This window comes from Bradyrhizobium sp. USDA 223, from assembly GCF_044909005.1.
In the GTDB taxonomy this organism is placed as follows: Bacteria; Pseudomonadota; Alphaproteobacteria; order Rhizobiales; family Xanthobacteraceae; genus Bradyrhizobium; species Bradyrhizobium yuanmingense.
This window is the reverse complement of sequence record NZ_JBIYDR010000001.1, coordinates 6,095,905-6,110,166: the sequence shown is the minus strand read 5'-3', so window position 1 is coordinate 6,110,166 and position 14,262 is coordinate 6,095,905. Positions and strand designations below refer to the sequence as shown.

Below are 14,262 nucleotides of genomic sequence, written 5' to 3'. Positions count from 1 at the left end.
TCCCCCGGAACTCCCCGCATGTCCGTCCTGTTTTCCCCGATCAAGCTGCGCGGCCTGACGTTGAAGAACCGCCTCGTGGTGTCGCCGATGTGCCAATATTCGGCCGACGACGGCGTCGCCACCGACTGGCACTTCACCCACATCAACAATCTCAGCCTGTCGGGCGCGGCGATGTTCTGCATCGAGGCGACGCATGTCGAGGCGATCGGCCGTATCACGCCGGGCTGCCTCGGGCTCTACAGCGACGCCTGCGAGGCCGCGCTGAAGCCGATCCTGCATTCGGTTCGCAAGCATTCCTCCACCGCGATCGCGATGCAGCTCGCCCATGCCGGTCGCAAGGCCTCGAGCGCGCGCCCCTGGGACGGCGGTCAGCTGATCCCAGTCGAGCAGGGCGGCTGGCAGACGGTCGGGCCGTCGGCGGTGCCGCACAAGGAGGGCGAGGCCGCGCCGCTCGCGCTCGATGCCGCGGGCTTGAAGGGCATCCGCGAGGCCTTCGTCGACAGCACAAAGCGCGCCGCGCGGCTCGGCATCGACGCCATCGAGGTCCATGGCGCGCATGGTTATCTCTTGCATCAATTCCTGTCGCCGATCTCCAACAAGCGCACCGACGAATATGGCGGCAGCCTCGAGAACCGCATGCGCTTTCCGCTGGAGGTGTTCGACGCGGTGCGCGCCGCGTTCCCCGCCGACAAGCCGGTCGGCATGCGGGTGTCGTCGACCGATTGGGTCGAGGGCGGCTGGGATCTGGCACAGACCATCGAATTCGCGAACGCGCTGAAGGCGCGCGGCGTCGACTGGATCGATGCATCCTCCGGCGGCGTCTCGCCGCTGCAAAAAATTCCGCTCGGCCCCGGCTATCAGGTGCAGTTTGCAGAGGCGATCAAGCGCGAGACCGGCCTGCCCACCATCGCCGTCGGCCTGATCACCGAGTCGAAACACGCGGAGGAGATCGTCGCGTCGGGCAAGGCCGACATGGTCGCGCTCGCCCGCGGCCTGCTCTACGATCCGCGCTGGGGCTGGCACGCCGCCGCCGAGCTCGGCGGCGTGGTCGAGGCGCCGCCGCAATATTGGCGCTCGCAGCCGTCCACGCAGAAGGCGCTGTTCGGCAAGACCACGTTCGGGGCGAGGTGACTCTCTTCACCTCTCCCCGCTTGCGGGGAGAGGTCGGATTGCGCGCAAGCGCAATCTGGGTGAGGAGGTACAGGTGCGGCGAAAATCTCATGTGTGGAGAGAAGCCCCTCACCCCAATCCTCTCAGCGCGAGCGAAGCTCGCCGCGCCCCCGTAAGAACGGGGAGAGGGAGTTAGACCCCTCACGCATCCGTAAACCTCCTCGCACCTTCCATGCACCCCAAAACTGGCCTAACCTCTCCACACTCAACGCCTCGCGGAGGCTGGCCATGCGCTTTCGTTTTCGTAAAACTGCCCATGTGTTCGAGCGCGTTGGCCTTGCCATGGCGGGAGCCGCGTGCGGATTGTTCGTCGGCGCCTATGTCGGCTCGGCGATCCCCACGCTCACCACGCAGGGCTTCCTGCTGCTGATGATGCTGCTCGGCGGCATCGGCTTCTATCTCGGCATCGACACGCCGCAGATGCCTTTCGACGATGCGCATAGCCAGATCGACGCCGCCGAGCTCATGAGCGCCGCCGGCACGCTCTCCGCTACGCTCACCGCCTTCGCCTCGGTGGCCGTGATCGTGCTCCGGCTCGATCCGCATATGGCCTGGACCTGGCTCGTCTTGGTCGGCTGGATTGCCGGCGTCGCCATGCAGATCGTCGCCGGCGCCAAGGCCAGGCTGCGCAAGTAGCCCTCTCTATCGTGATGGGCCCGCCTCAAGCGGGCATCTCGACGACCGCGGCTAGGAAAAGCTCACAATTCCGAGAGCCCGTCGTTAACGGCAGGGTTCGGCTTGCCCCAACTGCGTTGCTTGGCACCGTCTCTCTCCCTGTCAACCCGCCATCCGGTCAGGGCGTCATTCAAAGCATTGCCCGCGCATTGGTCTTGAAGAGTTCATCTTTGCGACCCATCTTGCAGCGCCCGCAGGTAGAGGCGTACCCTGCATTTTCTGCGGCTTTGATGCGAGGACCTGGGGATGAGCGGACCGGACGGAAGCAGGCAGTTGATCAAAAAGCACGATTTCGTTCAGGTCAGCGCAGCCGCCGGGCTTCTCGCCGCCGCGTTCGCCCTGTCCGGCTGCGACAAGCCGGCATCGCAGGCTGCGGCTCCGCCGGCGCCGGCGGTGACGGTCGCCCAGCCGGTCAAGCGCACGGTCACCGATTGGGACGAGTTCACCGGCCGCTTCGAGGCGGTGGAGGAGGTCCAGGTGCGGCCGCGGGTCGGCGGCTTCGTCAATTCGGTCGAATTCCAGGACGGCGCCATCGTGCGTCAGGGTGACCTGCTCTACGTGATCGATCCGCGCCCGTTCGAGGCGGTGGCCACTCAGGCGGAGGGCCAGCTGTCCGACGCACGGGCGCGAGTGGAGCTTGCCAAGCGCGAGCTCGATCGTGGTCTCAGCCTCGTGCAGACCAGCGCGGTCTCCGAACAGGTTGTCGATCAGCGCCGCCAGGCCTTGCAGGCCGCGCACGCCGCCGAGATGCAGGCCGCAGGCGCGCTGAAGGCCGCCAAGCTTAACATCGAGTTCACGCATGTGGCAGCGCCCTTGACCGGCCGCGTCAGCCGCCATCTCGTCAGCCCCGGCAATCTCGTGCAGGGCAGCGACACCGGCACCTCGACGCTGCTGACCTCGATCGTCGCGCTCGATCCGATCTACATCTATTTCGACATGGATGAAGCGACCTTCATCAAATACAGCAAGCTGTGGTTCGAAGGCCGGCGGCCGAGCTCGCGCGATACCGCAAACCCGGTGCAGGTGACGCTGGCCGGCGAGACCAAGCCCTCGCGCGAGGGCACCGTCAATTTCCTCGACAATCGGCTGGACGTCTCGACCGGCACGCTGCGCAGCCGCGCCGTGGTAAAGAACACGGATCTCTCGATCCTGCCCGGCCAGTTCGGCCGCGTCCGCCTGATCGGCAGCGCGCCCTACGAGGCGCTGCTGATTCCAGACGTTGCTGTTGCGACCGACCAGTCCCGCAAGATCGTGTTCGTGGTCAAGGCGGATGACACGGTCGAGGCACGTCCCGTGGTGCTCGGTCCGCTCGACGACGGCCTGCGTGTGATCCGTGAAGGGTTGAAGCCGGACGATCGCGTCATCGTCAACGGCATCCAGCGCGCCCGCGTCGGCGCCAAGGTCGCTCCCCAGACCGCGCAAGCGCCGGCCGGTGGCAAGTCATGAATCTTGGCCGCCTCTCCATCAACCAGCCCATTTTGGCGATGGTGCTGTCGATCGTGCTCCTGATCGTCGGTGCGCTCGCCTACACCACGCTGCCGGTCTCAGAATATCCGCAAGTGGTCCCGCCGACCGTCGTCGTCACGACGCAATATCCCGGCGCATCCGCCCAGACCGTGTCCGACACGGTCGCAGCTCCCATCGAGCAGGAGATCAACGGCGTTGAGGACATGCTGTATCTCTACAGCCAGGCGACCTCGAACGGCCAGCTCACCATCACCGTCACCTTCAAGCTCGGCACCGATCTCGACAAGGCTCAGGTGCTGGTGCAGAATCGCGTCGCCATCGCGCAGCCGCGCCTACCAGAGGAAGTGCAGCGCAACGGCGTCACCACCCGCAAGAACTCGCCCGACATTCTGATGGTCGTGTTCATGCTGTCGCCGGACGACACGTTCGACCAGCTTTACATCTCCAATTATGCGCTGCTCCAGGTCCGCGACCAGCTCTTGCGCATCGACGGAGTCGGCGACATCCAGATTTTCGGCGCCCGCGACTATTCGATGCGGCTGTGGCTCGATCCTGACAGAATCGCCAATCTCGGCCTGACCTCGGCCGAGGTGCTCGCGGCCATCCGCGCCCAGAACGTGCAGATCGCGGGCGGTCAGATCGCCGAGCCGCCGATCGCCGATCGCGCCTTCCAGCCCAACCTCACCTTCACCGGACGTTTGAAGGACCAGAAGCAGTTCGAGGACATCCTGATCAAGGCCGGCCCTGACGGCCGCACGGTGCGGCTGCGCGACGTCGCCCGCATCGAGCTCGGGGCGCTGGCCTACAGCACCAACAGCTTCCTGCTGCGCAAGTCGGCGGTCGCCATGCTGGTGACGCAGCGGCCGGGCTCGAACGCGCTCGCGACCGCAAAGAACATCTCCGACACCATGACGAGGCTCAAGGAGAGCTTTCCCAGGGGGCTCGACTTCAATATCGGCTACAACCCGACCGAGTTCATCGCCCAGTCGGTCCACGAGCTGATCAAGACCATCTACGAGGCCATGCTGCTCGTGGTCATCGTCGTGCTGGTGTTCCTGCAGGGATGGCGGCCCGCGATCATTCCGATCATCGCGATTCCGGTCTCGCTGGTCGGCACGTTCGCGGTGATGGCGGCGCTCGGCTTCTCCATCAATAATCTGACCCTGTTCGGGCTCGTCCTCGCGGTCGGCATCGTGGTCGACGACGCCATTGTCGTGGTCGAGAATGTCGAGCGCCATCTCGAGCACGGCCTCAGTCGTCGCGATGCCGCGCTGAAGACGATGGAGGAGGTCGGCGGCGCACTGGTCTCGATCGCCCTGGTGCTATGCGCGGTGTTCGTCCCGACCGCGTTCCTCGGCGGCATCTCCGGGCAATTCTTCCAGCAATTCGCCGTCACCATTGCCGTTGCGACGGCGATCTCCTGCTTCTGCTCGCTGACGCTCTCGCCCGCGCTGGCCTCGCAGATCCTCACGCCACACCAAGAAAAGCGGCCGCCAGCCGCCTGGAACGTCATCGCGCGCGGCTGGAATGCGTTCACCGGCGTGTTCAACCGTCTGTTCGACCGGCTGGCGCATGGCTATGCCGGCCTCGCCAATTTCGCGATTCGCCATTCGGTGGTGATGCTGCTGATCTACGTCGTGCTGATCGGCGGCGCCGGCTGGCTGATCGTGACCACGCCGCAGGGCTTCATCCCGGCGCAGGATCGCGGCTACGTCATCATATCCGTGCAGTTGCCGGGCGCGGCGTCGCTGGCTCGCACCACCGAGGTCGTTCGCGAGATCGAGCGGATCTCGCTGGATACGCCGGGCATCGTTCGAGTCGCCGCCTTTGCCGGTTTCTCCGGCGCCACCCGCACGCAAGCCGGCAATGCGGCGGCGCTGTTCCCGGTGTTCGACGAGCCCGAGGCGCGGCTGAAGAAGGGCCTGTCCGCGAACGCCATCACGGCCGAGCTGCGCAAGCGCCTGTCCGCGATCCAGGGCGCCTTCATCATCGTGATTCCACCGCCGGCCGTGCCCGGCATCGGCACTGGCGGCGGCTTTGCCATCCGCATCCAGGACCGCCAGGGCCGCGGGCCTGAAATGCTCGCAGCCGCCACCGACGAGCTTGTCGCCGCGGCGCGCAAATCGCCCTCGCTGCTCGCCCCCTCGGTGTTTTCGCCGTTCACCGCCAACACGCCGCAGCTCTTCGTCGACATCGACCGCACCAAGGCGCAGAAGCTGGGCGTGCCCATCTCCAACATCAACGAGACGATCCAGACCTATTTCGGGTCGACCTATGTCAACGACTTCAACCTGTTCGGCCGCACCTACCACGTCACTGCGCAGGCCGACTTTCCGTTCCGGAAAGAACCGAGCGACCTTGCGCGCCTGCGCACGCGCAACGCCTCCGGCGACATGGTGATGCTCGGCAGCGTGGTCGAGTTCAAGGACGTCTCGGGACCCGACCGCGTGGCGCGCTACAATCTCTATGCAGCGTCCGAGCTCCAGGGCGAGCCGGCGCCGGGCACCAGCTCGACCACCGCGCTCAACGCCATCAAGCAGCTCGCGAACGATACCTTGCCGAGCGGCTTCACCTTCGAATGGACCGATCTGTCCTATCAGCAGGTCACCGGCGGCAATGCCGGTCTCTACGTGTTCCCGATCTGCGTGCTGTTCGTCTATCTCGTGCTCGCCGCGCAATATGGCAGCTGGACACTGCCGTTCGCGGTCATTCTGATCGTGCCGATGTGCCTGCTCGCCGCCACCATCGGCGTTCGCATCATGGGCCAGGACGTCAACATTCTGACCCAGATCGGCTTCGTCGTGCTGGTGGGACTAGCGGCAAAGAACGCGATCCTGATCGTCGAATTCGCGCGCGACATCGAGAACGAAGGGAAGCCGCGGCTGGAGGCCGTGATCGATGCCTGCCGCCTGCGCTTGCGGCCGATCCTTATGACCTCGTTCGCCTTCATCCTCGGCGTCTTGCCGCTGGTGATCTCGACCGGCTCGGGCTCGGAGATGCGCCAGGCCGTCGGCGTCGCCGTGTTCTTCGGCATGATCGGCGTCACCCTGTTCGGTCTTCTGTTCACACCGATCTTCTACGTCGTGGTGCGGAACCTGGCGGAAGGGCGGCGCGACAAGAAGCCCGAGGCGATGGCCTGATGCTGCCTCTCTATGACCGTAGCCGTCTCCGTATGTTCCGTCATCCCCGCGAAGGCGGGGATCCATAACCACAGGGAGTGGTTTGGCGCGACAGCGGCAACTCCGAGTCTTCGCCAAACACCATCCTGTGGCTATGGGTCCCGGGCTCGCGCTCCGCGCGCCCCGGGACGACAGCGAGAGCTTGGCGCGCAGAATCCCATACTAACGACCAACATGAAACGGATGGGCGCACGTGGGGTTCTTCACTACTATCCGCGCGATTTCACAGAAGAATGCCGGGAGTTAAACATATGAAATCAGCACTTTGGGCCGCAGCGGCCTTGGCCCTCTTGATTGCGGTTCCCGCCTCCGCGCAAGGCGTCAAGATCGGCATCCTGAACGACCAGTCCGGCGTCTATGCCGATTACGGCGGCAAATGGTCGGTCGAAGCGGCCAAGATGGCGATCGAGGATTTCGGCGGCGAGGTGCTCGGTCAGAAGATCGAGCTCGTCACTGCCGACCACCAGAACAAGCCTGACCTCGCAAGCTCGATCGCGCGGCGCTGGTATGACGTCGAGAACGTCGACATGATCACGGAGCTGACGACCTCCTCGGTCGCGCTCGCGATCCACGAGCTCTCCAAGGAAAAGAAGAAGATCGACATCGTCGTCGGCGCCGCGACATCGCGCCTCACCGGCGATGCCTGCCAGCCCTACGGCTTCCACTGGGCCTACGACACCCGCGCGCTCGGCGTCGGCACCGGCGGCGCGCTGACCAAAGCCGGCGGCGACACCTGGTTCTTCCTCACCGCGGACTACGCCTTCGGCTACGCGCTGGAGAAGGATACCAGCGAGATCGTCACCGCCAATGGCGGCAAGGTGCTCGGCTCGGTGCGCGTTCCGCTCAATTCGTCGGACTTCTCCTCTTTCCTGCTGCAGGCGCAGAGCTCGAAGGCGAAGATCGTCGGCCTCGCCAATGCCGGCCTCGACACCACCAATTCGATCAAGCAGGCGTCTGAGTTCGGCATCGTCGCGAGTGGCCAGAAGCTCGCGGGCCTCCTGATGACGCTTGCCGAAGTCAACGGCCTCGGCTTGCAGGCCGCACAAGGCTTGGTGCTGACGGAGGGTTATTACTGGGATCTCAACGACAGGACGCGCAATCTCGGTGAGCGCTTCCTCAAGCGCACCGGGCGGATGCCGAGCATGATCCACGCCGGTACCTATTCGGCGACGTTGAGCTATCTCAAGGCCGTCAAGGCTGCTGGGAGCAAGGATCCGGATGCCGTCGCCAAGAAGCTGAAGGAGCTGCCGGTCGACGACGACTTCGCGCAAGGCGGCAAGGTGCTCGAGAACGGCCGCATGATCCACGACATGTATCTGTTCGAGGTCAAGAAGCCCTCGGAGTCGAAGAAGCCCTGGGACTATTACAATCTGCTCGCCACCGTCCCCGGCGACAAGGCCTTCTTCACCGCCAAGGAGAGCGGCTGTCCGCTGACGAAGTAGGGAAGTGGCACAGCGAGCGCCACACACTCGCTGTCTTCCCGGACAAGCGCGCCTCAAGCGCGCGCCGATCCTGGACCCATAGCCACGGGCACGCGTGGTTACGGGGACTCGGAGTGATCAGCTCACGTCACGACATCTTCCTGTGGTTATGGGTCCCGGATCGGCGCTTACGCTTGTCCGGGACGACACCGGAATGTGTGGCGGCGGATTGCCTCACACCAACCGCAGCACCACCGCCCCGAGCGCCCCGACCCACAGCGCCATTGCGGCGAGCGCCTGGATCGCAAAGCCGGTGCCGCGCTTGGCCACGGCTTGCGAATAGCCGATGAAATAGACGATCCGGCCGATGATCCAGATCGAGCCGATGCCCGCCGCGATGGCGTCGCTGATATAGATCGCGAACAGCCAAAGAGCTGGCAGGACGATCGGCATCCATTCCAACGTGTTCATCTGGATTCGGAAGGCCCGTTCGAAATCCGGATGCCCCGACATCGCAGGCACCTTGACGCCGGTCTTGGTGCGCGAGCGCGAGACGTTGATGGAGGTGAAGAAGTAAAACGCGATCGCCAGCAGCGTGACGAGGGCGGTGAGATGATACATCGTCGGTTCCTTCGAAGAGATCGCGCCTCAATAGCCGGTCAGCTCGAGATAGCCAACGCCGTCATGTGTGCCGGCAAAGCTCATCGGCCCTTCCCAGTACGAGAAGCCGGTCCCCATCCAGGCGTTCGGATTGAGCGGCTTGCAGAGGATCGAGAATGATCGCGCGGGTATCGCGATCTGCCATTGCACCGGCAGCTTGCGTCCCGCAACCTCAGCCGTCGCCTTCGGCATCATCTGGATGTCGCTGCCTGCAATCATCTGCGTCTCGCCGGCCGCGCTGATCCAATTGCCGAACGGATAATTTCTGCCGTCCTTCTGCCGCAGCCGGTACAGCATCAGCTTGTCTCCGGATGACAGATGCAGCGACAGCCAGTCCCAGCCGGTCTGGTCGGCGTCGAGCGGCTGGCTGCTCCATTCCCGGTCCATCCAGGCCTGGCCCGACACATCGACCGGCTTGTCGTCGATGCTGAGCGTGCCGCGCGCGCGGTAGAACGGCTGACTGTAGTAGTACGAGGCCTGCCCGCGCTCCGACTTGCGGCTGTAGCCGCGATCGCCCTGCAGTACGACCGGCCGCTCAGCCTCCAGCCTCAGCGCATAGCTGAAATCGGCGCCAGACGCCTTCAGCGTCAGCGGTGCCAAGGTGCGATCGTCGAGGCGCTCGAGACCCCTCATCTCCCAATCGTCGATCCAGGCCTCGAACGGCTTCGCCGTCACGCCGGCTTGCGCGACGCCACCGCGTGAAAACGTTTCGGAGAAGCGGTGAGTGTCGGCGCGCGTCACCGCCGCATGCGCCATCCAGACCTGTTGATTGGCCCAGCCCTCGCCTTGCGGACCTGGCTGCGCCGCCTGGCGGAACAGCGTCCATTGCAGGCCGCAAGGAGCGCCGCTCGCGTCGACGAGGTTTGCCGTGAGATACCACCATTCGATACGAAACTCCGGATGTGGACCGTGATCGGCTGGGAAGGTGAACGTCTTTCCCGGCGTCACCTTTGCAAACCCATCGGCGGTCTCGCCGAGTCCGGCATAGCCCTGCGCGCCGGCGCGGCGCGCGAGGGCGAGGGCGGCGATGCCGCCGGCGAAGGCGCGCCGCGTGATTGCTTCAGCGCTCATTGGCAAACACTTTGACGAGGTTCGCCGGCTGCATCCGCGCCAGCCGCACCATCGGCAGCAGCGCCGCAAGCAGCGAGGCGAACAGCGCCACCGCGACCAGCTCCACTAGCTGCAATGGGAAGACGTGGAACGGCAGGCGCCAGCCGAAGGCTTTCACATTGACGATGGCGATGAGGCACCAGGCGACCAGCAGTCCGAGCGGCACGGCCAGCAGTGCCGTGAACAGCGCGACCGAGAGCGTCTTGGTCAGCTCGATCGCGGCAAGGCGCGGCCGCGTCAGGCCGATCGCCCACAGCGGTGCAAGCTGCGGCAGTCGGGAGTTCGCCAGGGTCAGCAGGCTCGTGAGCAATGCGATTCCGGCGACGCCGAGCGTGAAGGCGTTCAGCGCCGACGTCACCGCAAAGGTGCGGTTGAAGATGCGAATCGATTCCGCCTTCACCGTCGCCTGGTCGGCGATTCTGCGGTCGTCGAGCCCGAACTGCTTCTGCAGGGCCGCGATCAGGCCGGGGATGTTCTCTCTCGCGACGATCAGGCCGATCCGCGTCTGCGGCGTTTGCGGAAACTGCCGGATCAATGCGGCAACGTTCACCGTGAGCTGACCCCTGGGGTTGCCGTAATCCGCGTAGATGCCGACGATGTCGAGCTCCCAGCTCCCGCCCGGCGCGGGCACCTCGACGACGTCGCCGATCTGCACGTTCAGCCGCCGGCTCAATTGCTCGCTGATGAAGGCGGCATTGCCCGGTACCAGGCGGGTCCAGGCGCGCGGCGCCGTCTCGAGCAGCGGCCAGCGCTCGCGATAGAGCGCGTGATCGGGCAGGCCGAGCAACTCGACCGGCTGGCCCCGGACCTGCGCCTCCGCGCGCCCGCCAGGGAGGATCGCCTGAACATCGCTGCGATCCTTCAGCCAGTTGCGGATCGCCGTACCTTGCGCGTTGTCGGAGGCGCTGATGTAGACATCGGCCGCAAGCCGCCCGTTGAGCCAGCCGATGAAGGTGCGGCTGAAGGTCTCCACCATGGTGGAGACCCCGACGTTGACGGCAAGCGCGAGCAAAAGCGCCATCAGCGCCAGTGACAATCCGGAGAGCTGCTGCCGGCTGTCCGCCCAGAACCACAGCGCGAGCGGGCCTCGCACGAGTCGCTGGCCTACGAGCAGGATGATGTCGAGGAAGGCCGGCAGGATCAGTGCCGCACCGAACATCAGCGCGGCCAGCACGCCGAACCCTGCGATCAGTGATTGCCCGTAGTAGAACAGCAGCAGCGCGACGGCGAACGCGCCGCAGGCCGCACAGCTCTGCAGGATCAGCCAGCGGCGTTGCCGCTGCTGCCAGGCGCCCGGCTGCGCCGTCGCCAGCACCGGCATCCTGATCGCCTTGATCAGGCTGGTCGCCGCCGCCACAAGCGCACCCGCCACGCTGATCCCGATGCCGGCGAGCCACCATTCGGGCCGCAGGCTGAGCTGCCCAGGGATCTGCGCGCCATAGAGTCCGCGCAGCGAGGCCGCGACATCGGGCAGCAGGGCGGCTGCGATGAAATAGCCGCACGCGAGCCCGATCAGGCCGGCGACCAGCGCCAGTGCAACCAGCTCGACCACCAGCACCGTATTGACCAGCTGCGCCGAGGCGCCACAGGCCCGCAAAGTGCGCAGCATTGGCAGCCGCTGCTCGAAAGCAAGGCCCACGGCCGAATTGACGATGAACAGGCCGACGAAGAACGACAGCAGGCCGAAGGCGGTGAGGTTGAGATGAAAACTGTCGGTGAGATGCTCGAGCTCCGTCTCCGCATTGGGCTCGACTCGCTCTAACTGCTCGCCGACCACGCTCGCGAGCGGTGCGGGCTTGCCCCTCGGCTTGCCGATCAGCAGCCGCGAGACCTGGTCCGGCTTGCTCAGCAGCCGCTGTGCCACGCCGATATCGACCACGAGCACATCGGGTGCGAGCTGCGGCTGGACGCGCAGCGGCGGCAGCCTTGCGCCGCTGCTGATCGCCGGGGCTGCGCCTTCTGCTTGCTGCAAGCCCCTCAACGTTTCCCGGGCCACCAATGTCTGGCCGGGCGGAGCAACGAAGCTGCTGAGATCCGCGGCACCCAGGCGTGGCGCGTTGCCGACATCGACCGGCAGCGTGACCGGCTCGATGCCGAGCAGCCGCACCGAATGCCCGTTGATCTGGACGCGTCCCTCCAGCACCGGCGACACCGGCCAGCCGGCGCGGCGGAGCTTTATGAACAGCTCCTGCGGGAAAGTCGCCGCATTGGGGGCGACCAGCATCGCCGTGCGCACGCCGCCGAATGTCGCTGCGGCGCGGTCATAGGCATTGCGGGCCTGCTGGTTGATGGCCTGCACCCCGCTCCACAGCGCGGTCGCCGCAATCAGGCCAATCAGCAGCGTCGCAAATTGCATCTTGTGGCGCCGCCAATGGCTGAGCAGCACGGCGAGGACCCAGAGCGCGCGCCTCATGAAATGCGCCCCGTATGCAACGTGAGATGACGGTCGAGCGTGGCGGCGAGATGCAGGCTGTGCGTCACCATCAGGAAGCCGCAGCCGGTGCGCGCGACGAGGTCGCGCGCCAGCGCCAGCACCTCCTCGGCGGTGGCTTCGTCGAGATTGCCGGTCGGCTCGTCCGCCAGCAGCAGCGCGGGCTTTGTCGCCAGCGCCCGGCCGATCGCGACGCGCTGCTGCTGGCCACCCGATATTTGCTCTGGATAACGTTTGAGCAGGCTGCCGAGTCCGAGCCGCTCGACGAGCTCTCTTGTCCAGGCCGCATCATGCCGGCCGGCGATCCGCGCCTGGAAGGCGAGATTGTCCGCGACGGAGAGGCTCGGGATCAGGTTGAACTGCTGAAAGACCAGGCCAACGCGATTCCGCCGCAAGCTGGCGCGTCCGGCATCCGATAGCGTGGTGACCTCGGCGTCACCCAGCCTAATCGAGCCGCCATCGGCGGCGTCGAGGCCGGCGATCAGGTGCAGCAGCGTGCTCTTGCCGCTGCCGGATTCACCGGTCAGCGCGACGCGCTCGCCGGCCCCGAGGTCGAGGTCGACGCCGCGCAGAACATGGACGGGCTCGCCGGCCGAAGAGAAGGTCTTTGAGAGGTTTCGGATGCTCAGCACGGGCCTGCCACTTCTCTTCCACCTCTCCCATAGGGAGAGGTAAGAATGCTGCCTAGCACACCTGATGCGGAAATGCCGGGGTTGCGTTGGCCCTGAAGCCGCTGTTAGCTTCCAAGACGGCCAAATCAAAAAGGTACCGAAAAGACATACGGGGAGAATGATGAGCGCTCAGGAAATGCCGAATGTGGCGGCTAAGACGACCAAAACGCCAAAGGGCGCCTGGACTATTACATTTCTCCTCTTTCTTTTCATGGTGGTGAACTTCGCGGACAAGATCGTGGTCGGTCTCGCCGGCGTGCCGATCATGACCGACATGAAGCTCAGCGCCGAGCAGTTCGGCCTGCTCGGGTCCTCGTTCTTCTTCCTGTTCTCGATCTCGGCCATCGTGGTCGGCTTCATCGTCAACAAGGTGCCGACGCGCTGGGTGTTGTTGACGCTGGCGGTGATCTGGGCGGTGTCGCAGTTCCCGATGGTCGGCACAGTCTCCTTCACCACGCTCTTGATCTGCCGAATCGTCTTGGGGGCGGGCGAAGGGCCGGCCTTCTCGGTCGCCGCGCACGCCATCTACAAATGGTTCCCCGACGAGAAGCGCACGCTGCCGACCGCAATCCTGTCACAGGGCTCGGCCTTCGGCGTCATCCTGGCGGTGCCGGCGCTGAACTGGATCATCGTCAACCATTCCTGGCACTACGCGTTCGGCGCGCTCGGCGTCGTCGGCTTGATCTGGGTCGCAGCCTGGCTCGCGCTCGGCAAGGAAGGCCCGCTGGAGGATACCGAGGTCCTGGCCGCCACCGAGCCGAAGATTCCGTATGTGCAGCTGCTGACCTCGCGCACCTTCCTCGGCTGCGTGGTCGCGACCTTCGGCGCTTATTGGGCGCTGTCGCTCGGCCTCACCTGGTTCACGCCCTTCATCGTCAAGGGGCTCGGCTTCTCGCAGAGCCAGGCCGGCTTCATCTCGATCTTGCCCTGGGTGTTCGGCGCCACCATCGTCATCCTCACCGGCTGGATCTCGCAGGTGATGATGGCCCGCGGCTACACCACGCGCGTCTCGCGCGGCGTGCTCGGCTCGGTGCCGCTGGTGATCGGTGGGTTGATCCTCGCGATGATGCCGCATGTGCAGGGCGCCGGCCTGCAAATCGCGCTGCTCGTCGTCGGCTCCGGACTCTGCGGCGCGATCTACGTGGTCTGCCCGCCGATGCTCGGCGAGTTCACCCCGGCCTCGCAGCGCGGTGCAGTGCTCGCGATCTACGGCGCGCTCTACACGCTTTCAGGCATCATCGCGCCGAGCGTGATGGGCACCGTGATCCAGCGCGCCGGCAGCATGCTCGACGGCTACCTGACCGGCTTCACCATCAACGCGGTGGTCATGATTGGCTCCGGCGTCATCGGCCTGCTGCTGCTGTGGCCGAATACGGAGAAGGCCAGGCTGACGCGTGGTGCGGCGGCGCAGGGCGCGGCGCTGAAGGGCGCGGTGTCGCCGACGTAAGTCGCGGCACTGCCAGCCCAATCACACCTGT

General features: G+C 65.5%; 10 protein-coding genes. 6 read left to right on the top strand and 4 right to left on the bottom strand.

Annotation, left to right across the window (positions count from 1 at the left end; genetic code table 11):
- Window positions 1–18 precede the first annotated feature (18 nt).
- From ABIA40_RS28495 to ABIA40_RS28475, 5 genes are all read left to right on the top strand, one after another.
- Window positions 19–1,131, top strand: a complete 1,113-nt coding sequence (locus tag ABIA40_RS28495; protein ID WP_404544523.1) for an NADH:flavin oxidoreductase/NADH oxidase — start codon at window positions 19–21, stop codon at window positions 1,129–1,131.
- Window positions 1,132–1,398: 267 nt separating this feature from the next.
- On the top strand, window positions 1,399–1,806 hold the full coding sequence (locus ABIA40_RS28490) for a hypothetical protein (protein WP_157285767.1): 408 nt from the start codon (window positions 1,399–1,401) through the stop codon (window positions 1,804–1,806).
- Window positions 1,807–2,091: 285 nt separating this feature from the next.
- Complete coding sequence (locus tag ABIA40_RS28485) at window positions 2,092–3,291, top strand: efflux RND transporter periplasmic adaptor subunit (protein ID WP_271539710.1); 1,200 nt, start codon at window positions 2,092–2,094, stop codon at window positions 3,289–3,291.
- On the top strand, window positions 3,288–6,452 hold the full coding sequence (locus tag ABIA40_RS28480) for an efflux RND transporter permease subunit (RefSeq protein ID WP_404544521.1): 3,165 nt from the start codon (window positions 3,288–3,290) through the stop codon (window positions 6,450–6,452). Before ABIA40_RS28485 ends, ABIA40_RS28480 begins: the two co-directional genes overlap by 4 nt.
- 290 nt (window positions 6,453–6,742) lie before the next feature.
- Window positions 6,743–7,933, top strand: a complete 1,191-nt coding sequence (locus ABIA40_RS28475; protein ID WP_404544518.1) for an ABC transporter substrate-binding protein — start codon at window positions 6,743–6,745, stop codon at window positions 7,931–7,933.
- 213 nt (window positions 7,934–8,146) lie between these two features.
- Here the strand turns inward: ABIA40_RS28475 and ABIA40_RS28470 are convergent, their stop codons facing one another.
- The 4 genes from ABIA40_RS28470 to ABIA40_RS28455 are packed head-to-tail and all read right to left on the bottom strand — an operon-like array spanning window position 8,147 to window position 12,745.
- Window positions 8,147–8,533 carry an MAPEG family protein gene (locus ABIA40_RS28470; RefSeq protein WP_404544516.1) on the bottom strand — a complete coding sequence of 129 codons (387 nt, stop codon included), beginning with the start codon at window positions 8,531–8,533 and terminating at the stop codon, window positions 8,147–8,149.
- Window positions 8,534–8,560: 27 nt separating this feature from the next.
- Complete coding sequence (locus tag ABIA40_RS28465) at window positions 8,561–9,643, bottom strand: lipocalin-like domain-containing protein (RefSeq protein WP_404544513.1); 1,083 nt, start codon at window positions 9,641–9,643, stop codon at window positions 8,561–8,563.
- Window positions 9,633–12,095, bottom strand: a complete 2,463-nt coding sequence (locus tag ABIA40_RS28460) for an FtsX-like permease family protein (protein WP_404544510.1) — start codon at window positions 12,093–12,095, stop codon at window positions 9,633–9,635. The genes ABIA40_RS28465 and ABIA40_RS28460 overlap by 11 nt, the downstream gene beginning before the upstream one ends.
- A complete protein-coding gene (locus ABIA40_RS28455) occupies window positions 12,092–12,745 on the bottom strand; it encodes an ABC transporter ATP-binding protein (RefSeq protein WP_404544508.1) in 654 nt (217 codons plus the stop codon). The genes ABIA40_RS28460 and ABIA40_RS28455 overlap by 4 nt, the downstream gene beginning before the upstream one ends.
- A gap of 160 nt (window positions 12,746–12,905) precedes the next feature.
- Between ABIA40_RS28455 and ABIA40_RS28450 the strand changes: the two genes are divergently transcribed.
- The gene (locus ABIA40_RS28450) at window positions 12,906–14,231 is read left to right on the top strand and encodes an MFS transporter (RefSeq protein ID WP_404544505.1); all 1,326 of its coding nucleotides are present in this window, start codon (window positions 12,906–12,908) and stop codon (window positions 14,229–14,231) included.
- Window positions 14,232–14,262 lie beyond the last annotated feature (31 nt).